The organism is Pseudoalteromonas sp. CO325X (assembly GCF_004208955.1).
Classification (GTDB): domain Bacteria; phylum Pseudomonadota; class Gammaproteobacteria; order Enterobacterales; family Alteromonadaceae; genus Pseudoalteromonas; species Pseudoalteromonas ruthenica.
This window is the reverse complement of record NZ_SGPG01000032.1, coordinates 303,539-321,905: the sequence shown is the minus strand read 5'-3', so window position 1 is coordinate 321,905 and position 18,367 is coordinate 303,539. Positions and strand designations below refer to the sequence as shown.

Annotated in this window: 18 protein-coding genes; 13 read left to right on the top strand and 5 right to left on the bottom strand. The window is 48.6% G+C overall.

Annotated features, from left to right (window positions below; all coding sequences use genetic code 11):
- Window positions 1-4: 4 nt before the first annotated feature.
- From EXT46_RS16995 to EXT46_RS16980, 4 genes are all read right to left on the bottom strand, one after another.
- A complete protein-coding gene (locus EXT46_RS16995) occupies window positions 5-2,008 on the bottom strand; it encodes a GMC family oxidoreductase (RefSeq protein ID WP_240701157.1) in 2,004 nt (667 codons plus the stop codon).
- 8 nt (window positions 2,009-2,016) lie between these two features.
- Window positions 2,017-2,511: a hypothetical protein gene (locus tag EXT46_RS16990; RefSeq protein ID WP_045980583.1), complete on the bottom strand. Its 495-nt coding sequence runs from the start codon at window positions 2,509-2,511 to the stop codon at window positions 2,017-2,019.
- Window positions 2,511-3,806 (bottom strand): hypothetical protein, encoded by a 1,296-nt coding sequence (locus EXT46_RS16985; RefSeq protein ID WP_130148721.1) that lies wholly within the window; start codon window positions 3,804-3,806, stop codon window positions 2,511-2,513. The genes EXT46_RS16990 and EXT46_RS16985 overlap by 1 nt, the downstream gene beginning before the upstream one ends.
- A gap of 108 nt (window positions 3,807-3,914) precedes the next feature.
- Entirely contained in the window at window positions 3,915-4,457 is a 543-nt protein-coding gene (locus tag EXT46_RS16980; RefSeq protein WP_130148719.1) for a GNAT family N-acetyltransferase, read from the bottom strand.
- Between the two features lie 57 nt (window positions 4,458-4,514).
- Between EXT46_RS16980 and EXT46_RS16975 the strand changes: the two genes are divergently transcribed.
- Both EXT46_RS16975 and EXT46_RS16970 read left to right on the top strand, forming a co-directional pair.
- A complete protein-coding gene (locus EXT46_RS16975; protein WP_130148717.1) occupies window positions 4,515-5,180 on the top strand; it encodes a tRNA-uridine aminocarboxypropyltransferase in 666 nt (221 codons plus the stop codon).
- 82 nt (window positions 5,181-5,262) lie between these two features.
- On the top strand, window positions 5,263-7,356 hold the full coding sequence (locus tag EXT46_RS16970; protein ID WP_130148715.1) for a TonB-dependent receptor: 2,094 nt from the start codon (window positions 5,263-5,265) through the stop codon (window positions 7,354-7,356).
- A gap of 74 nt (window positions 7,357-7,430) precedes the next feature.
- Here EXT46_RS16970 and suhB read toward each other — a convergent pair whose 3' ends face one another.
- Window positions 7,431-8,234: an inositol-1-monophosphatase gene (gene suhB / locus EXT46_RS16965; protein WP_022945497.1), complete on the bottom strand. Its 804-nt coding sequence runs from the start codon at window positions 8,232-8,234 to the stop codon at window positions 7,431-7,433.
- 206 nt (window positions 8,235-8,440) lie between these two features.
- Here suhB and trmJ point away from each other — a divergent pair, with 206 nt between their 5' ends.
- From trmJ to EXT46_RS16910, 11 genes are all read left to right on the top strand, one after another.
- The gene (gene trmJ, locus EXT46_RS16960) at window positions 8,441-9,172 is read left to right on the top strand and encodes a tRNA (cytosine(32)/uridine(32)-2'-O)-methyltransferase TrmJ (protein WP_022945496.1); all 732 of its coding nucleotides are present in this window, start codon (window positions 8,441-8,443) and stop codon (window positions 9,170-9,172) included.
- A 202-nt stretch (window positions 9,173-9,374) separates the two neighbouring features.
- Window positions 9,375-9,866 carry a Fe-S cluster assembly transcriptional regulator IscR gene (gene iscR, locus EXT46_RS16955; RefSeq protein ID WP_022945495.1) on the top strand — a complete coding sequence of 164 codons (492 nt, stop codon included), beginning with the start codon at window positions 9,375-9,377 and terminating at the stop codon, window positions 9,864-9,866.
- A 30-nt stretch (window positions 9,867-9,896) separates the two neighbouring features.
- Entirely contained in the window at window positions 9,897-11,114 is a 1,218-nt protein-coding gene (locus EXT46_RS16950; protein WP_045980587.1) for an IscS subfamily cysteine desulfurase, read from the top strand.
- A 35-nt stretch (window positions 11,115-11,149) separates the two neighbouring features.
- The gene (gene iscU, locus EXT46_RS16945) at window positions 11,150-11,533 is read left to right on the top strand and encodes a Fe-S cluster assembly scaffold IscU (RefSeq protein ID WP_022943774.1); all 384 of its coding nucleotides are present in this window, start codon (window positions 11,150-11,152) and stop codon (window positions 11,531-11,533) included.
- A gap of 11 nt (window positions 11,534-11,544) precedes the next feature.
- Complete coding sequence (gene iscA / locus EXT46_RS16940; RefSeq protein WP_022943775.1) at window positions 11,545-11,868, top strand: iron-sulfur cluster assembly protein IscA; 324 nt, start codon at window positions 11,545-11,547, stop codon at window positions 11,866-11,868.
- 88 nt (window positions 11,869-11,956) lie between these two features.
- Window positions 11,957-12,481, top strand: a complete 525-nt coding sequence (hscB, locus tag EXT46_RS16935; protein ID WP_022943776.1) for a co-chaperone HscB — start codon at window positions 11,957-11,959, stop codon at window positions 12,479-12,481.
- A gap of 30 nt (window positions 12,482-12,511) precedes the next feature.
- The gene (gene hscA, locus EXT46_RS16930) at window positions 12,512-14,374 is read left to right on the top strand and encodes a Fe-S protein assembly chaperone HscA (protein ID WP_130148713.1); all 1,863 of its coding nucleotides are present in this window, start codon (window positions 12,512-12,514) and stop codon (window positions 14,372-14,374) included.
- A gap of 3 nt (window positions 14,375-14,377) precedes the next feature.
- Entirely contained in the window at window positions 14,378-14,716 is a 339-nt protein-coding gene (gene fdx, locus EXT46_RS16925) for an ISC system 2Fe-2S type ferredoxin (protein ID WP_022943778.1), read from the top strand.
- 75 nt (window positions 14,717-14,791) lie between these two features.
- Window positions 14,792-16,225 (top strand): NAD-dependent succinate-semialdehyde dehydrogenase, encoded by a 1,434-nt coding sequence (locus EXT46_RS16920; protein WP_130148711.1) that lies wholly within the window; start codon window positions 14,792-14,794, stop codon window positions 16,223-16,225.
- A gap of 114 nt (window positions 16,226-16,339) precedes the next feature.
- Window positions 16,340-17,245, top strand: a complete 906-nt coding sequence (locus tag EXT46_RS16915) for a sugar phosphate nucleotidyltransferase (RefSeq protein ID WP_130148709.1) — start codon at window positions 16,340-16,342, stop codon at window positions 17,243-17,245.
- Window positions 17,246-17,249: 4 nt separating this feature from the next.
- A complete protein-coding gene (locus EXT46_RS16910; RefSeq protein ID WP_130148799.1) occupies window positions 17,250-18,323 on the top strand; it encodes an aminoglycoside phosphotransferase family protein in 1,074 nt (357 codons plus the stop codon).
- Window positions 18,324-18,367: the final 44 nt, after the last annotated feature.

Below are 18,367 nucleotides of genomic sequence, written 5' to 3'. Positions count from 1 at the left end.
GGCATTAAGCTCCTGCTAAATCGTCGAGTATGTGGCCAGCACCTTGAAATGCCAAGGCGGCGATCGTCAATGTGGGGTTACCAGTACCAATGGTTGGAAACACACCGCTTCCCACCATATACAGGTTAGCATGGTCCCATGATTGTTGGCGGTGGTTAAGCACCGAGGTCGCTGGGTCATCACCCATGCGATAGGTGCCAACGATATGTCCTGCGCCATAAAACTTAAAATTATGTAAGGTGCCACTGTCATCCTGGTATTGGAATTTTGTCGCCGAGGCATCCTCGGCATTACTGAGGTTGGGCTCGCCGGGGTCTTGAGTATATTCGGTGGCGCCTAATTGGTTGAACAGCTCTGTGGTAATTTGTTTCGCCGAAACAAACGCCTTACGCTCGTAATCGGATGCCAAGCGGTAGGTGACCTTGGGTCTTGGTAAGCCAAGGTTGTCCTTCAGCGTCGAAGATAGCTCGACTCGGTTATTGGCATCGGGGAGTTGCTCAATTAGGTAACCTAAACGCAGTTGGCGGGTGTAAGCCTGATTCAAGGTATGCACCAATTGTTGACCGAACAACTTACTATTCGCCGGTAAGTTATCATCTAAGCGTAGCTCTTGGCCTTGTTGATTCACCGAGTTGCCGTTCAACTGACTATTGTTTTGCCCAAATATGAAATCAGCGAGCGTCGTGCCGGGATCATTAGCAGCCCATTGCCAGCCCTCATTACCAATCTCGATGCGATAAGCTGAGCGCTGTTTACGAAAATCCCCATCGCGTAGCGATTCGATGCCACCTGTGGAAAGTGGACCGCGATACGGGTAAATTGGCTTCTCTGCTAGTCCCCAGCCTAAATACATAATGTGGTCCATGAGATTGCGGCCCACTTGATCGCTGCTGTTAGCAACCCCATTCTCGAAGCCTGGGTTTTTATTCGACATAAGCAGTAGCTTCGGAGTTTCAATAGCGTGTGCGGCAAGCACAAAGCGTTTGCCAGTGACCGAACCCTGACCTGTGGCAATGCCGTTGGCATGGGTATAGCTGATGTAATCAATGGCGCATACCTGTTGGGTCGTGCTATCGAGCTGGATATTGCTTGCCACATGTTGATAGCGAATCTCAACATTCCCGGTTTGCAGTGCTCGAGCCAAGGTCACGGTGGCATCATATTTAGCCTGAATAGGGCAAATGGGTATGCAGTTGGTGTTGCCGGCGCATTGGCGGCGCTCACCGGGGCGAGAGTTTCGTCCCTGTGGCGTTGGCGATACATAGACTTCATTGCCCTCATACTTCATGCCCAAGGTGGCATGCTCGTAGACTCTGTCTTGTAGGGCAGGGACGATCCCCGGCATGGGGAAGTCATAATTACTACCGTAGGTGCCGCTGGGGTCGACGCCAAACTGTTCATACAGGCGCTGCATCCGCTGTTTATCGCCAGCGACGTTTATCTCTTGGTCCGCTTTTTCATAAAACGGCACTAAGTCCTGATAAAACTGCTCACCACCGGGCCAATCAACCCCTTGGCCATACAAGGTTTTAAGCTCAAAATCTTGTGGTAGCAAGCGCAAGCAGGTGCCTAACCAATGCCATGTGGTACCGCCACCGATGCGTTCGTAGGAGCTGGCAAAAGCAAACTTAGCATTTAAACTTGTGCCGCTGACATTGGCATCTTGCGGTGGATAATCAAAGTAACATTGTGTCGGTTTACGCCAAGCATCCACTTGTAATACTGTGTATCTTGGTGTATTTTCGGTACTGGGATCGGGTAAGCCAAGGGGGTTGTTTGGGCTATTTGCCACTGCATTCTGTGTTGCCGGTGGATACGGGCTTTCGGGTGTTTTCGCGGCAGCTTTAAAAAAAGTATCCATATATTTGGAGCGATCAGCCGGCACTGCAGGCCCAGCCTCTAAAATAAGTACTTTTTTACCTGCTTTGCCAAGCTCGTAGGCGACAATGGCACCTGCGATTCCTGCGCCGACAATCACCACATCATATTCGGTTTTGCTATTCATCATGTTACTCCTTATTGCTCGCTGCTGTGGCCGGTAAAGTCACTTAATGTGGCGCTGGGTTTCTCCGCCCAATAGCCGTAACGTTCATTCGAATCGCCCATAGGGTGGGCTTGCATGACCTGCCACACCAGCCCTGCAGAGTAAGCTTTACTTGACACTATGGTGAAGTCGGTACGACTATTGTCCTTTGGGACACTGGGCCAGGCCCCCATATACCAAAGGTAAATCAGTTGTCGGCAGGCCATGGTGAAGTCAGCGCCGTTGCGCTCGCTGAGCATGGCCTCACCAATTTTTTGGTCTGACAAGGGCGGTTGAACGCTTTTTAGGTCACTGTAAGTGGCGAGAATTTTGCTGCTTAAGCCGTTACTTTGCTCATCAACCTTTTCTTGCCACAGCGGCAGGTACTCAGATTTGATATCAATAGGGTCGATTTGCGGCGCGAGTTTGCTCTCGGCAAAGCCTGTTAAAACGGCACTCAAGCCGATGAAATTATCCATTTTACTCATTACTTTTCTCCTTTGGCTTGTGCACGTTGTAGTAGGTAAGTGAAATCAGCAAAGCGGCCATTGGTCATGGCGGCATTGTTGTGACAGCCAATACAGCTTGATGACGTTTGTTTAACCTCGCCTTGTATGTAGGTCTCCAAGGTGGTATTGGCCAGAAAGCTGGGGGCTGGGACGCCGGTTGGATCCGTTTTACTGTTAGCGTCTGTGGGCCACTGAGTGCTCACTAGTTCGTAGTTCACCCAAACGCTTTCGGCAAAGGCGTGCTTGAGTTGGGCATGATATTCCTGGTTCAGCTTGTTGGTTGCCTCGTCAATTGCAATTACGCGTTCGACCTGCGAGGGCTGCGTATGGGGTGTGCTTGGATCCCAAGGGCGTGGCGGCGGGTTATTCACCGCAGTGCAATCATCGCAGTTGGGCTGGTAATAGTTGTAGCTCTGCTTAGTTGCCGGCTGGCCTTGCGTGGGCGCATTATTAACATGCTCGAAGGTAGACCAAATCCATTGTGGATTGCCTTCTACTTTTGTGGCGATATGAAAGCCAACTAAACCAACCCGCTGCAATTGGCACGCAGCTTGAACTCCCTGGTTTTCGTCGGGGTTGTTATACACATAGGCATCTACGGTATAAAAACGGCTGCGGTCATCGCCCGGGCCCATCACTTTCCAAGCGGCCTTTATCATAATAGCGCCGTCTTTATCCTTACTGGTATCGGTAAACGGGAAGTCAGCGTCGCCTTTGAATTTATGTTGCCCTTGCTGGTTATAGAGTTCGTTATCAACGATGTAATCGAACATCTTTTTATTGGTGAGAATTTCAAAGCGAGTGTACTGGCCATTTTGATCTATCAGTGGCCCGGTTTGAAACGGCTCACCGCTTTCATCAAGCACATTCGGAGTTTTACCCACTTGCGACAGCACTAAGGCATTATTAGGTGCATCGCACTGGGTTGGCGGCGGGTTGTGCTCTTTCCAGCCGGGCGGTTTGGCGCCGTTAGCTAAAAATATATCGCGACTTTCCTTGTAGTGCTGCCATACCACAGCGTTGCCTTGTTGGCCTATGGTTTTGCTGGTATCCGGCAGACCGTCTGCGTTTGCAGGCCAATTCAGAGCAATAAAGGACTGCCAAGAGAATACATCAAAGTCATGCTGTAACGATTGCAACGTGACCGGCTCGGTGACGCTGATGTCTTTGGGTAAATGGGGGGTTAACTGTTGTGTGGGTGTTGTTTGCGCATGGCCGTTAGCAAACGTACTGAGTGCGCCAACAGTGGCAACAGCAATGAGGGGTAGCCTCATATTCAGCTCCTTGAATCAATAGGGTAATGACGGTTAACACGCACTTAGTGCCTGTTAGGTGTACTAACCAATGTAGATTCAAACGCTGGGACTTCACATTACAGTGGGTTACACCGCTAATTGATAGTGGACAACGGGCCAGTCCCCCAGTGGATCATGGTGTACATACTGGCGCTGAAAGCGCATGCCTAGGCGCTTCATGACGGCGATGGAACCGAGATTTTCGGCCATCGCAATGGCGCTGAAGTAACGTATTTCTGGTTGCTGTTCAGCAAGACCATGGAGCACCGCATGAGCCGCTTCAGTGGCATAACCTTGGCCCCATGCTGAGTGTTTAAAGCGCCAACCGAGTTCAATATCGTGCCATTTTGGTGCGTCACTGAAAAAATCAAAAGGGCGCACAAGTATCCAGCCGAGATAGGCATCATCTGCAATACGGTTCACTTGCCAAATGCCCCAGCCCTTTGCAGGATTATGGTAGGCGCGAAGGCGAGGCAGAAAAACTTCGTTGATGCTTGCTCTGGAGGTGGGCGTTCCGCCATTAATGTAGCGCATCACCTCAGGGTCTTGGTCTAGTTCGTACAATAGTTCGGCGTCGCTAAGATCCATAAGGCGAAAGCGTAATCGCGCGCTATTGGTTAGGTTAACCATGTTCTTGCATCCTTAATTCGCTTACAATAAGCGGCTATCGTCGACCTGAGGTATGTGGTGACTAATTCTGTATTAAAACTTCGTGCGAAGCAAATTGCTGATGCCAAACGCGAATACAAAGCCCGAGGCAGTAAGCTCAGCCGTTGTGAACACTGCTTGTTAGCGCGGTCATTATGTATTTGTGCCGGGGTTGAAACGGTGCCTTGTGATGTTGCCGTGTGTTTGCTGATGTATCATAACGAGAGTTTTAAACCCTCCAATACCGGTCGGCTCATTGCCGATATCGTGCCGCAGAACTTTGCTTTTCGCTGGGATAGAACCGATCCAGATCCTGCCTTATTAGCGCTATTAGAAGATAGTCGTTACCAGCCGTGGGTGGTGTTCCCGGAGCAAGGCGTTGAACCACAACGAGTCTGTACTGAGGTGCAGCCTATTAAAGGTAAAACGCCTTTGTTTATTTTCCTTGATGGCACTTGGCGTGAGGCGAAAAAAATGATGCGTAAATCGCCTTATTTAGATGGTTTTCCGGTGCTATCCATTGCCCCTGAGCAGGTCTCGGACTACCGCTTACGTATTGCCCCACATGAGCATCAGCTAGGGACTGCTGAAGTGGCTATTATGGTTTTAGAGTTAGCTGAACAGCACCAAGCAGCAACCAAGCTCGCCGAGCATTTTATTGACTTTCGCAACGCTTATCTTAAAGGTAAACGTTCTAAGCTTTAGCCCCCACAGATATTCATTTAATGGCCTGATTTTGCTAGACTCGGTGTTCCTTTTTTAATCCACTAGGGATGCCAAGCTGCGCATGAATGCACGTCTATGTTTGCTGGCCTGTGCCGTGGCTCAAAGTTTGAGTCTCAGTGCACACGCTGATGAAAGTGATATTGAAAAGATCATTGTAACGGGTGACTTTAAAAGCGAATCAATCCAAGAGCTTAGCGCTAGCGCAAGCTTGTTCTCCGAGGCCGATATTGCCTCCCGCGAAGCCAAATATTTAGATGAGCTACTTAACCAAGCTGCCAATGTGAATTTTACTGCCGGCGCGTCGCGCGGTAAGTTTGTGCAAATTCGTGGTATCGGCTTGCGTTCGCAGTTTGTTGACCCTGTTAATCCATCGGTCGGAGTGGTGATTGATGGTATTAATTATTCCGGCCTTGGCGGCGCCGCAATGCTGTTTGATGTTGACCAAGTAGAGATTTATCGAGGCCCACAAGGCACGCGTTTTGGTGCCGATGCGCTTGCGGGGATGATCCACATGGAAAGCGCTGAGCCAACCTTGGAGCCTAGTGTTAAGGTGAAGCTCGGTGCGGGTAACTACAATGCGTGGGATGCCGGTATTGCTGCAGGCACCGGGTTTGGTGAAAAAAGCAGTGTGCGCGCGAGCTTCTATCAAAATAAGTCAGACGGCTATGTTGATAACCAATACCTTGATAGCAACAGTCAAAATATTGATGAGCAAGTCGCCCGCATAAAGCTGCACTCGCAAATTACTGAGCATTGGCGTACGGAGCTCGTTGCTCATTATATGGATATTGATAACGGCTACGATGCGTTCACCTTAGATAATTCCCGTATCAGTGTGGCTGATGAGCCAGGTAAAGATACTCAAGAGAGTGTTGCTGTGGGGCTGAGCAACATCTACAGTGGCTTTAACTTTGCCGATGTGCAATTTAACTTAACCGGTTTAGACGCTGACCTTTTGTATAGTTACGATGAAGATTGGGTGTGTAATGACCCCGAGCAGCCAGCGTTGTGTTTAGAGGGCTTGCATCCCTACGCTTACAGCTCCACTGACAGTTATCAACGTGACCGTCAAGATTACACCGCAGAGCTACAACTTAGCGGTAAAGCGGGGAATTGGGTCACTGGGCTATATTACCAATCTCGCGATGTTGACTTATTGCGTCAGTACACCTGGAATGCCAGTGATTTCACATCGACCTATGACAGTGAAAATATTGCCTTATATGGGCAAATAGAAACGCCTATCAGCGACAAAACGCGGTTGGTCACGGGACTTCGCGTAGAGCGCAATGAGGGCCAATACAGTGACTCCGCTGCGGTCGTCGAGAATGTGGACGACACCATGGTCGGTGCAAAAGTGGCGCTTGAGTATCAAGTAGTGCCGAGAACGATGATTTATACCAGTATCAGCCGAGGCTACAAAGCCGGTGGTATCAATGCCGAAGCCATCGCCAAGGCCAATGATGAAGGGTTAAGCCAAGATGCTGATTTTTTCTTAAACCATCGCACTTTCGACCCAGAGTACTTGTGGAATGCTGAGTTCGGCGTGAAGGGCAGCTCAGCCGATAAGCGCCTTAATTTGCGCATCACCGCGTTTTATATGTATCGCGATAATATCCAGCTAAAAGCCTGGAAAACCGAAGACCAGCAGTTCGCAGGCTACTTTGATAACGGCAACAGCGGCGAAAACTACGGCCTTGAAATTGAAGGCGAGTATGCTGTTTCTAAGCGCTTAACCTTAACGGGCAGTGTCGGTGCACTGGACAGTGAAATCGATGGTTTTGTTACCGCTGAGGGCGTTGATCAAAGTGACCGCGATCAAGCGCAAGCGCCCCATTATCAGTATGCATTGAACGCCCGTTTTGACATCACCGACGCGCTATTCGTGAACTTAGGGGTAGAAGGCAAAGACGAATACTATTTCTCAAATAGCCATAATTCAAAGTCGCCGAGCTACAACCTCGTTAATGCCAGTGTTGGCTACCAAGCCGAATATTGGGGAGTGAACTTCTGGGTGCGCAATGCCCTAGATAAAGACTACTACAATCGCGGCTTTAAATTCGGCAATAACCCGGTGAATGGTTATATCGCGCAAACTTATGTGCAATATGCCGAGCCAAGAGTTGCAGGCGTCAGCTTTAACTACGGTTTTTAGAGAGCAATAAAAAACGCGAGCCTAAGCTCGCGTTTTTTCTATTATGCTTGATAGTTCAAGCGCCGGTCACGACATTACTTCAGTAATGACTCTGTTAATACCGGGCGAATCTCTTTTACAATAGCTTTAGCGAGTTTTGGTGAACCGCAGATCACATTACCGCTTTTCTCGTGGTTAGCCCCGCCAGCAAAATCCATCACCAAACCACCGGCTTCTTTTACCAATAGTTGACCGGCAGCGGTATCCCAAGGCTTCAAACCAATCTCAAAGAAGCCATCAACACGGCCTGCCGCCACATAGGCCATATCTAACGCGGCAGAGCCTGCACGACGAATATCGGCAGTGTATACAAATAGCGATTTAAACGCTTCCATGTAGGCATCCATGTGATGCTTTTGCTTAAATGGGAAGCCTGTGGCTAGCACTGTGCCAGAAAGCTCTTTAGCGTTACTAACACGAATACGCTTGCTATTAAGTTGCGCGCCTTGACCTCGACTTGCAGTGAAAAGCTCACCACGGATAGGATCATAGACAACGGCCTGTTCGATACGGCCTTTTACCTTTAAGGCAATAGAGACGCAGAAGTGCGGGATATCTTTAATGAAGTTAGTGGTGCCATCGAGGGGATCGATCACCCAAAGGTAGTCAGCATCAGTGCCATTATGTTGGCCTAACTCTTCCCCTATAATACTGTGGTTAGGGTAAGATTTTAAGATGGTTTCGCGAATAACGGCTTCCGCCTCTTTATCAACGCTGGTTACAAAGTCATTGCTGCCTTTTTGGCTGGCTTCTACTTTTGATAAATCTTCACAGGCGCGCAAAATCACCTTGCTTGCGTTTCGCGCAGCGCGAATCGCAATGTTTAACATCGGATGCATAGCATTACCTTTGGGTTGTAAAAGAACAATATTTCGAGCCGGCGTATTCTAGCGGTTTTTCAACTAAAGTAAATACGCGAGTAAAAATAACCTGATGATTTTTTGTGCAGTGCTGTTTTGCTTAGAAAAATTTTTCAGCGGCTCTCTACCTAGGGTTATGATAAACTACGGCGTATTGTAATTTACTAAAGAATAAACACCGTACTATGGCACTTGAGAACATTCGCATCGTTTTGGTTAACACCTCGCATTCAGGTAATATTGGCTCGGCGGCTCGAGCAATGAAAACCATGGGTTTTAGTAACCTTTATCTTGTTGACCCGGCCTGTGAAATTGATAGTCATGCCAGCGCACTCGCAGCTGGTGCTACGGATGTTTTAGGGCAGGCTCAGGTGGTCGATACGCTAGAGCAAGCACTTGAAGGCTGTGTATTGGCCATCGGCACTAGCGCCCGTTCTCGCACTTTGAGCTGGCCGATGGTAGACCCTCGTCAATGCGGTGAAAAACTTGTTAAAGAGGGCGAGAGCAGCCCTGTGGCATTGGTTTTTGGTCGTGAAAACAGCGGCTTAACCAATGAAGAGTTGCAGCTATGTAATTTCCATGTCTGTATTCCGGCGAACCCAGATTACAGCTCATTGAACCTAGCCATGGCGGTACAAACTCTGTGTTATGAGACGCGCATGCAGTTTTTAGATACTCAAGAGCAAGCGGTCGAACAAGACGACAACGAGTACCCCACCAACGAACAAATGCAGCGCTTCTATGAACACTTGCAAAGTACCTTTAGCAACACCGGGTTTATCATCAAACAGCACCCTGGTCAGGTGATGACAAAACTCAAACGTTTGTTTAACCGTGCCCGCCCAGAGCAACAAGAGCTCAATATTCTGCGCGGTATGCTGACTTCCGTAGATAAACAGCAAAACAACCAAGACTGATACTCAGAAACGTCACTAGAGCGCCACTATGAAGGGGCGCTCGTGGTCCCTCTATACACTGCAGGTTAATACTTGACTATTTTACTCAGGTAATTACAATGACAGTCAATACCCGAGTATTTTACTCAAGTACTTCCAGTAAATACTTGACTCTAATACTCAGGTAATTAAAATTCACACTCTTGAAGAGTATGGGGGCGATATGAAGTTAACATCCAAAGGCAGATATGCGGTTACCGCGATGCTCGATGTTGCGCTGCACACCGATGCAGGGCCCGTTCCCCTTGCCGATATTTCACAGCGGCAGGAAATCTCATTATCTTATCTTGAACAATTATTCGCTCGCCTACGTAAGCAAGGGTTAGTGACCTCAGTGCGCGGTCCAGGCGGCGGTTATTTACTAGGTAAAGAAGCCGGTGCTATTTCGGTCGGCGATGTTATCAGTGCGGTTAATGAGTCGGTGGATGCCACTCGTTGTCATGGCGCTGATGGTGGGTGTCAAAGCGGCATGCGCTGTTTGACCCACACTTTGTGGTCTGACTTAAGTCAGCGCATAGAAGAGTTTTTACATGGTATTAGTTTATCTGAGTTAGTCAGCAAATCTGACATTAAAGAAGTGGCCGATCGCCAAGATAAACAGCTTAATGATGCCATTAGCAAGTTAGAAAATATTCAAGTCAGCTGTCAACTGTAAGCAACTAGGTTGCCGTAAGCGGAGAAAGTAATGAAGTTACCGATTTATTTAGATTATGCAGCAACAACGCCGGTGGACCCGCGCGTTGCCGAAGAAATGATGCAATGCCTGACAATGGAAGGTAATTTTGGTAACCCCGCATCGCGTTCACACCGCTTCGGTTGGCAAGCGGAAGAAGCGGTCGATCAGGCGCGTCACGACATTGCCGATTTAATCAACGCCGATGCCCGTGAAATTGTATTTACTTCAGGTGCGACTGAATCGAATAACCTAGCTATTAAAGGCGCCGCTAACTTTTATAAGAAAAAAGGTAAGCACGTGATTACCGTGCGTACCGAGCACAAAGCGGTGATCGATACCTGTCGTGAGCTTGAGCGTCAGGGCTTTGAAGTGACTTATATGGACGTTGAAGAAAACGGCCTACTTGATTTGAAAAAGCTGGAAGCAGCAATGCGTGACGACACCATTTTGGTGAGCGTGATGCACGTAAATAACGAACTAGGTGTTATTCAAGACATCGCCACCATCGGTGAGATGTGTCGCGAACGTAAAATTATGTTCCATGTCGACGCCGCTCAAAGCGCCGGTAAGGTGAAAATTGACTTACAAGAGCTGAAAGTCGACTTCATGTCATTTTCAGGCCACAAAGTATATGGCCCTAAAGGCATTGGTGCATTATATGTACGCCGTAAGCCACGTGCGCGTTTAGAAGCACAAATGCACGGTGGTGGTCATGAGCGTGGTATGCGCTCGGGCACGCTGGCAACGCATCAAATCGTTGGTATGGGTGCAGCATTCCGCTATGCCAAACAAGATTTTGATAAAGACCATGCGCACATTAGTGCCCTACGTCAGCGTTTAATTGACGGCATTATGAACGACATGGACGAAGTGTATTTTAACGGTGCACCGGAGCAGTCTGTTCCTGGTATTACCAACATTAGCTTCAACTTTGTTGAGGGTGAGTCGCTGTTAATGGCAGTGAAAGACATTGCCGTATCTTCTGGCTCAGCCTGTACCTCAGCAAGCTTGGAGCCGTCTTACGTGCTGCGTGCACTAGGTCGTAACGATGAGCTAGCACACAGCTCGATTCGCTTCAGTATTGGTCGTTTCACCACTGAAGAGGAAATCGATTACACCGTAAAACTTATTAAAGAGTCCATTGGCCGTTTGCGTGAAATGTCTCCGTTGTGGGAGATGCACCAAGAAGGGATTGATTTAGAATCGGTTGAATGGGCACATCATTAAGCCTTGGCGAATGACAAGGTAGCGAGGTAAAAGTTATGGCATACAGTGATAAAGTAATTGATCATGTTGAAAACCCACGTAACGTGGGCGTTCTAGACAAAAACGATCCGAGCGTTGCAACTGGTATGGTCGGCGCACCTGCGTGTGGCGACGTTATGAAGCTGCAAATCAAGGTATCTGATACAGGTGTCATCGAAGACGCAAAGTTCAAAACCTATGGCTGTGGTAGTGCAATCGCATCATCATCGCTAGTCACCGAATGGGTGAAAGGCAAAACTTTAGATGAAGCGGCGACTATCAAAAATACCGATATCAGTGCAGAGCTAGAGTTACCACCAGTGAAAATTCACTGTTCAATCCTAGCGGAAGATGCAATCCAAGCAGCAATCAAAGATTACAAGAGCAAGCAAGACAAATAAGGCGGCAGTATATGGCAATCACCTTAACAGACTCAGCAGCAGACCGAGTTAAATCCTTCCTCGCAAACCGTGGCAAGGGCATAGGTTTGCGCGTGGGGATCAAAACCACCGGCTGTTCGGGGCTTGCCTATGTGCTAGAGTTTGTCGACGAGCTCAGCGAAGGAGATCAAACCTTCGAAGACAAGGGCGTAACCCTGATCATTGATGCAAAAAGCCTGGTGTATATTGATGGCACTGAACTGGACTTCACCAAAGAAGGGTTGAATGAAGGGTTTAAGTTTAATAACCCGAACCAAAGTGGTGAATGTGGCTGCGGCGAGAGCTTCACTGTTTAATAACCAGCAGTGAGTACGCCTAAGCGGTGTGCATCGCACGTTTTTAAGCCCTACCCAATGTAGGGCTTTTCATTATAGGGTTTAACCAATGCGTTATTTTGAACTATTTTCTATTCCAGTCAGCTTTACGGTTGATTTAACCTTAATTAATGAGCGCTATTTAGAATTGCAACGTGCTGCTCACCCAGACAGACACAGTGGTGGCAGTGAGCGAGATAAACTCGTCGCCGTGCAAAAAACAGCGGAAATCAATGATGCGTTGCAAACGCTTAAGCACCCAGTAAAGCGCGCAGAGTATATGCTGGCTGAGCTTGGGGTGGACCTACGCGGCGAACAGCAGACGCTGCAAGACCCTGAATTTTTAATGCAGCAAATGGAGCTCCGTGAAGAGCTTGAAGAATTGCAATCAGCCAGCGATCCGGATGCGGCCATCGCTGAGTTCGAAAAGCACATTGCTGCCTTAGATAAGCAATACAGCAATGAACTCGCGACGCTGTTAGCGAGCGACGATTCAGCACAATGGCACAAGGCTGCAGATGACGTGCGCAAACTGAAGTTTGTCTACAAGTTACGAGACGAACTAGAACGCATTGAAGATGAGTTATTTGATTAGCGCATTAAACGAAAAGGTTTTTTAGATTACATGGCATTATTGCAAATCGCTGAGCCGGGGCAAAGCGCGGCACCACATGAACATAAACTCGCTGTGGGAATTGATTTAGGCACCACCAACTCGCTTGTTGCTACGGTGCAAAGCGGCGAGGCAAAAACCTTAGCTAATGAGCAAGGTGAGGCTATTTTACCCTCGGTTGTGCGTTATTTAGAGCAAGACGTGGTCGTCGGCACTGACGCGCAGCAGCACGCTGCAGATGACCCTCATAATACGCTGATCTCGGTTAAGCGCTTCTTAGGTAAGACCCAAGCGGAAATCGAAGCCAGTTATGGCCAGCTGCCGTATCAGTTCACTGATACCAATAACAGCCTGCATATTCACACTCGTCAAGGCGATGTTAGCCCAGTACAAGCTTCCAGTGAGATTCTCAAAGCATTGCGTAATCGCGCCGAGCAAAGCTTCGGCGGTGAGGACATCACCGGGGCGGTGATCACCGTGCCTGCCTATTTTGATGATGCCCAGCGCCAAAGCACCAAAGATGCGGCCCAATTAGCAGGGCTAAAAGTGTTGCGCTTACTGAATGAACCAACCGCAGCGGCGGTGGCATACGGTTTAGATTCGGGCCAAGAAGGGGTGATTGCCGTTTATGATCTCGGTGGCGGTACCTTCGATATCTCTATTTTGCGCTTAAACAAAGGCGTGTTTGAAGTGCTGGCAACCGGTGGCGATTCAGCTCTGGGTGGCGATGACTTTGATTCTTTGCTGGTGGATTACTTTAAGCAGCAAACCGGCGTTACGCAATTAACGGCCAATACCTTACGGTTATTTATCAATAAAGCCAAAGCCTGTAAGGAAGCACTGACAAGCTATGGCAACGTTAATGTGGTATTGGAGTTTGATGGTCAATCTCACACCGTTACCGTGACCCGTGAACAGTTTGCCGAGCTGGCACAGCCGCTAGTTAAGAAAACCTTACGCAGCTGTCGCCGGGCGTTAAAAGATGCCCAGATCAGCAACGAAGAAGTGCTCGAAGTGGTGATGGTCGGTGGCTCGACTCGAATGCCGGTAGTGCGTGAGCAAGTGGCCGAATTTTTTGCTAAACAGCCATTAACCAGCATTGACCCAGATCGCGTTGTTGCCGTCGGCGCTGCGATTCAAGCCGATATTTTAGTCGGTAATAAGCCTGACTCTGATATGTTATTGCTTGATGTGTTGCCGCTGTCTTTAGGGTTAGAAACCATGGGTGGCTTGGTGGAGAAAATCATTCCCCGCAATACCACAATTCCGGTTGCACGGGCGCAAGAGTTCACCACTTTTAAAGATGGGCAAACAGCCATGTCGTTGCATGTTTTGCAGGGCGAGCGAGAGCTGGTTGACGATTGTCGCTCTCTGGCGAAATTTAGCTTAAAAGGGATCCCGCCCATGGCCGCTGGTGCAGCGCACATTCGGGTTACCTTTAATGTTGATGCTGATGGCCTACTCAGTGTGACGGCGATGGAAAAATCCACCGGTGTACAAGCAGAGATTCAGGTAAAACCTTCTTATGGTCTATCTGATGATCAGGTTGCCGAGATGCTGACATCGTCAATGAGCAACGCTAAAGAGGACATGCAAGCGCGGATGCTTAAAGAGCAGCAAGTAGAGGCGCTACGGGTTGTTGAGGCACTAGAAGCTTCATTGGCAACCGACAGTCACTTGCTTGATGAGCAAGAGTTGAATGCGCTGCGAGCAGCCATGGCGGAGCTCACGGAAATTAGCAGTCAGGCCGATGAGCCACAGCAAATTAAACAAGCAATTGAGAAAGTTGATGCGGCCAGCAGCGAGTTCGCTGCGCGTCGTATGGATGCATCCATTAAAAAGGCTCTTACGGGCCAGTCAGTAGACGAGGTATAAGCAATGCCACAAATTATCTTTTTACCCCATGATGAATTGTGCCCCGATGGCGCGGCTTTAGAGGCAAAAGAGGGCGAAACAGTCCTTGATGTGGCACTGAAAAATGGCATCAGTATTCCCCATGCTTGCGAAAAATCCTGTGCCTGCACTACCTGTCACGTTGTGATCCGCGAAGGGTTTGATTCTTTAGAAGAAAGTGATGAACTTGAAGATGACATGCTTGATAAAGCCTGGGGACTTGAGGCCGAATCACGCCTTGGGTGCCAAGCCAAAATTCATGACGAAGACTTAGTGGTTGAAATTCCCAAATACAACCTCAACATCGTTAATGAAGAGCATTAATTTGGTTCGAACTTAATTTATGCAAAAAGCCGCTGTAATTTATCTTCAGCGGCTTTTTTGTTTTGGAGGTGCGTTATGGATTCAGCATGGGTATTTCAACACTCATTTATTGATGGGCAATGGCTAAAAGGAGAGGGGGAGTTTGCCGTAACTAACCCCGCCGATGGGAGCGAGATAGTGCGTGCCTCAAGGGTGAGCCCTCCTCAGGTAGAGCAGGCAATAACGAGTGCACAACGTGCTTTTAAAGATCTCAAAACAACCACTGCTGAGCAGCGCAGCGAAGTACTCTATCGCTGGTATGAGTTGATTATGAAGCATCAACACAGCCTTGCTGAGCTGATGACGCTGGAGCAGGGTAAGCCGTTAGCTGAATCGCAAGGTGAGGTTGCGTATGGTGCCGGGTTTGTAAAATGGTTTGCTGAACAAGCCAAACGTAGCTACGGTGAAATTATTCCAGCTAGCAAGCCTGAGCATCGTATTAGTGTCATTAAGCAAGGCGTTGGTGTAGTTGCTGGCATTACCCCGTGGAACTTTCCCATTGCCATGATCACTCGTAAGGTTGCACCTGCTTATGCGGCGGGCTGTAGCTTTGTGCTTAAGCCCTCAGAACACACACCATTGTGTGCCTTAGCTCTGGCTCACTTGGCGCACCAAGCGGGGTTCACTCGGGGCGCCTTTAATGTTCTGCTTAGTGATGATGCTAAAGCGGTTGGGGAACAACTTACGGCCAGCGAAACGGTGCGTAAATTCACCTTTACTGGCTCAACCCAGGTCGGCAGCCAGCTGCTAAAACAATGCGCGAGTACCATTAAGCGCACCTCTATGGAGCTGGGGGGCAACGCGCCTTTATTGGTGTTCGCCAGTGCCGACTTAGATAAGGCGGCTGATGGCATCATTGCCAGTAAGTTTCGCAATGCTGGGCAGACCTGCGTCTGCGTTAACCGGGTTTTAGCTGACGAGCGCATTGCCGACAAGTTGCTTGCCAAGTTACAGCAGCGAGTGGCCAAATTAAAGGTGGGGCCAGGCACCGAAGAGGGCGTTGATATTGGCCCGCTTATTTACCCACAAGCCAAAACTAACGTGAATGAGCTTATCGACTCGGCGCTGCAAGAAGGCGCGACCTTAGTGGGCGAGCGCCAAAGCCTTGAAGGAAATTTTGTGGCGCCAGTGTTATTGAGTAATGTTACCAGTGAGATGCGTATCAGTCGTGAGGAAATTTTTGGCCCAGTGCTCACGGTTGCCACTTTTAAAGATGAGCAACAGGCACTACAGCAGGCCAATGACACTCCCTATGGTTTAGCGGCGTATTTTTACAGTCAAGATGTAGGCCAGATACACCGGGTCGCAGAGACGCTTGAATATGGCATGGTAGGTATCAATGAAGGACTCATTTCTAATCCAGTGGCCCCCTTTGGCGGGGTGAAACAGTCTGGCCTTGGTCGTGAAGGGGGGCACCAAGGATTAGAAGAGTACCTCGAAGAGAAGTATTTGTGTCTCAACCTTGATTAACAGCTTAAGTGGGGGCGCGTGCAAACGCGCCTCATCTGCATTCCCTCCCAACTATTTGCTCAACTCCCTCAGTTATCTGTACACTCTACCTTTTGTCGTAGTAATTGGACGAACATGAGTGCAGCAACGCTAAGTTTAGTTATTCTTGCTGGCGGCTTAGGTAGTCGTTTTGGTGGCGCCAAGCAGGTGGCGGTATTGCCGGGTTTGCAAAAGACCATAATGCAATTGAGTATAGAAGACGCTTATAAGGCGGGAGTGCGCCATGTGGTATTGGTCATTAATCAACAAGTGCGGGCGGCGCTGTGCGAGCATATATTACCGCAATTACCAAAGGACATCAGTGTTGATTTGGTCGAGCAACATATCAGCGATGTACCAGCAGCTTATACTCACTTAGTACATGAGCGCAATAAGCCTTGGGGGACTGGCCATGCTTTGCTGTGTGCGAGAGACAAGGTGAGGGATAAAGCCATCGTGATCACCGCCGATGACTATTATGGTGAGCACGCCTATCAGCAAATGGTGGCACACTTTGAGCACAGTGCTCACTGGGCCTGCGTCGCCTACCCAGTACAAAGTACGTGCAGTGAGCAAGGCGGCGTGAATCGGGGTATTTGTCAGCTTAACAGCCATAACCAGCTTCAACGTGTTGATGAAGTGCTTAATATTCAAAACGTTGATGACGAGCTTGTCGGCTATAATGATAACGGTGAAAGGTTACAAATTGATTCAGGAGCGCTGGCGTCAATGACCTTTTGGGGTGTAGGGCGAGCATTATTTGATGTGTTAGCGGATAATTTTGAGCGCTTTTTGGCGCACACTGACAACGGTGTCAAAAAAGAGTATTATCTTCCCGATCAAATACAATATTGCATTGACCATCATTTGGCGACTGTTGATGTTTACCCTGCCACACAGCCTTGGCTCGGCATGACTTATAAAGATGAACTCGCTGTAATCGCAAAAAAAATAAAACAGCTCAAGGGATTAAGCAATGAGCGAAGCGGCACTCAAGATTGAACCTATGAATACAGACTCTCATGCGCAGTTATTGGCGCACCAGTTCGGCTTTGAGCCGATCCAGCTTAGTTTAAATCCCATTGGCAATGGTCACATTAATACCACCATGTTATTGAAACATGCTCACGGCGCGGTCGTGGTACAACGCCTCAATACCGATGTGTTTCCTAAGCCAGATAAGCTGGTCGCGAATGCCCGTAAAATCGAACAGCACTTGCTTAAAAAGCATCATAAACAACAATATCAGCTTGATATTATTAAACATGTAGCCACTACAGATCAGCGCTACCTACTCGATATCAACGGTGAGAAATGGCGTGCATTGGAGTTTATCGGTGGTAGTTACAGCGAGGAAGTGGTGCGCTCACCAAGCCAAGCGAAGGTTGCGGCGAATGCGTTCGGTCAATTTGCCGCAGCGCTTGAGGATTTCGACGCCGAGCAGCTTTATCCGGTGATTCAGGACTTTCATAACTTAGCAATGCGCTTGGACATGCTCGAGCAAGCGGTGCGAGCGGATAGCCAAGGGCGTGTAGCAAAGGTGGGTGAGCAATTAGCCTTTTGCCAACAGCAAACTCATCTTGTGCACCAATTGGCAGAACTTGTTACCTGTGTTCCAGTGCGTCCATGTCATAACGACACCAAGATAAATAATATGCTCTTTAGCAACAAAACCGATCAGGCCAAGGCGGTCATTGACCTTGATACCTGTATGCCAGGTTATTGGTTATTTGATTTCGGTGATATGGTTCGTACCTTTTGCTCGCCTGAACCCGAAGACAGTACCGAGCTTAGTAACGTGCGAGTGCGTAAAGATATATTTGCCGCTATTGTTGAGGGTTATATTGAGCCATTAAAAGGGCTGATCACGGTACAGGAAAAGCGCAGTTTTTGGCTCGGTGCGCAAGTGATGCCATTTATGATTGGTGTACGCTTTTTAACTGATTATATTAATGGCGATAAGTACTTTGCCACTAAGTACCCCGAGCATAATTTGGACAGGGCAAACAATCAGTTTGCCCTGTACCGCGATCTCATCAATAACACCGACACTCTGAAAACACTGATCGATCACGCTTAGCTTACAGGCCGTCGCCGGATTACTTCACCTGGCGACAGCTCCAA

Excerpts from the sequence above, each read along its gene's own strand:
- iscA (WP_022943775.1), top strand. The coding sequence starts at position 11,545 with ATGGCAATCACCTTAACAGACTCAGCAGCAGACCGAGTTAAATCCTTC.
- EXT46_RS16990 (WP_045980583.1), bottom strand. The coding sequence starts at position 2,511 with ATGAGTAAAATGGATAATTTCATCGGCTTGAGTGCCGTTTTAACAGGC.
- EXT46_RS16950 (WP_045980587.1), top strand. The coding sequence starts at position 9,897 with ATGAAGTTACCGATTTATTTAGATTATGCAGCAACAACGCCGGTGGAC.
- EXT46_RS16970 (WP_130148715.1), top strand. The coding sequence starts at position 5,263 with ATGAATGCACGTCTATGTTTGCTGGCCTGTGCCGTGGCTCAAAGTTTG.
- EXT46_RS16995 (WP_240701157.1), bottom strand. The coding sequence starts at position 2,008 with ATGATGAATAGCAAAACCGAATATGATGTGGTGATTGTCGGCGCAGGA.
- hscA (WP_130148713.1), top strand. The coding sequence starts at position 12,512 with ATGGCATTATTGCAAATCGCTGAGCCGGGGCAAAGCGCGGCACCACAT.
- suhB (WP_022945497.1), bottom strand. The coding sequence starts at position 8,234 with ATGCATCCGATGTTAAACATTGCGATTCGCGCTGCGCGAAACGCAAGC.
- iscR (WP_022945495.1), top strand. The coding sequence starts at position 9,375 with ATGAAGTTAACATCCAAAGGCAGATATGCGGTTACCGCGATGCTCGAT.
- EXT46_RS16985 (WP_130148721.1), bottom strand. The coding sequence starts at position 3,806 with ATGAGGCTACCCCTCATTGCTGTTGCCACTGTTGGCGCACTCAGTACG.
- fdx (WP_022943778.1), top strand. The coding sequence starts at position 14,378 with ATGCCACAAATTATCTTTTTACCCCATGATGAATTGTGCCCCGATGGC.
- iscU (WP_022943774.1), top strand. The coding sequence starts at position 11,150 with ATGGCATACAGTGATAAAGTAATTGATCATGTTGAAAACCCACGTAAC.
- hscB (WP_022943776.1), top strand. The coding sequence starts at position 11,957 with ATGCGTTATTTTGAACTATTTTCTATTCCAGTCAGCTTTACGGTTGAT.
- EXT46_RS16920 (WP_130148711.1), top strand. The coding sequence starts at position 14,792 with ATGGATTCAGCATGGGTATTTCAACACTCATTTATTGATGGGCAATGG.
- trmJ (WP_022945496.1), top strand. The coding sequence starts at position 8,441 with ATGGCACTTGAGAACATTCGCATCGTTTTGGTTAACACCTCGCATTCA.
- EXT46_RS16980 (WP_130148719.1), bottom strand. The coding sequence starts at position 4,457 with ATGGTTAACCTAACCAATAGCGCGCGATTACGCTTTCGCCTTATGGAT.
- EXT46_RS16910 (WP_130148799.1), top strand. The coding sequence starts at position 17,250 with ATGAATACAGACTCTCATGCGCAGTTATTGGCGCACCAGTTCGGCTTT.
- EXT46_RS16915 (WP_130148709.1), top strand. The coding sequence starts at position 16,340 with ATGAGTGCAGCAACGCTAAGTTTAGTTATTCTTGCTGGCGGCTTAGGT.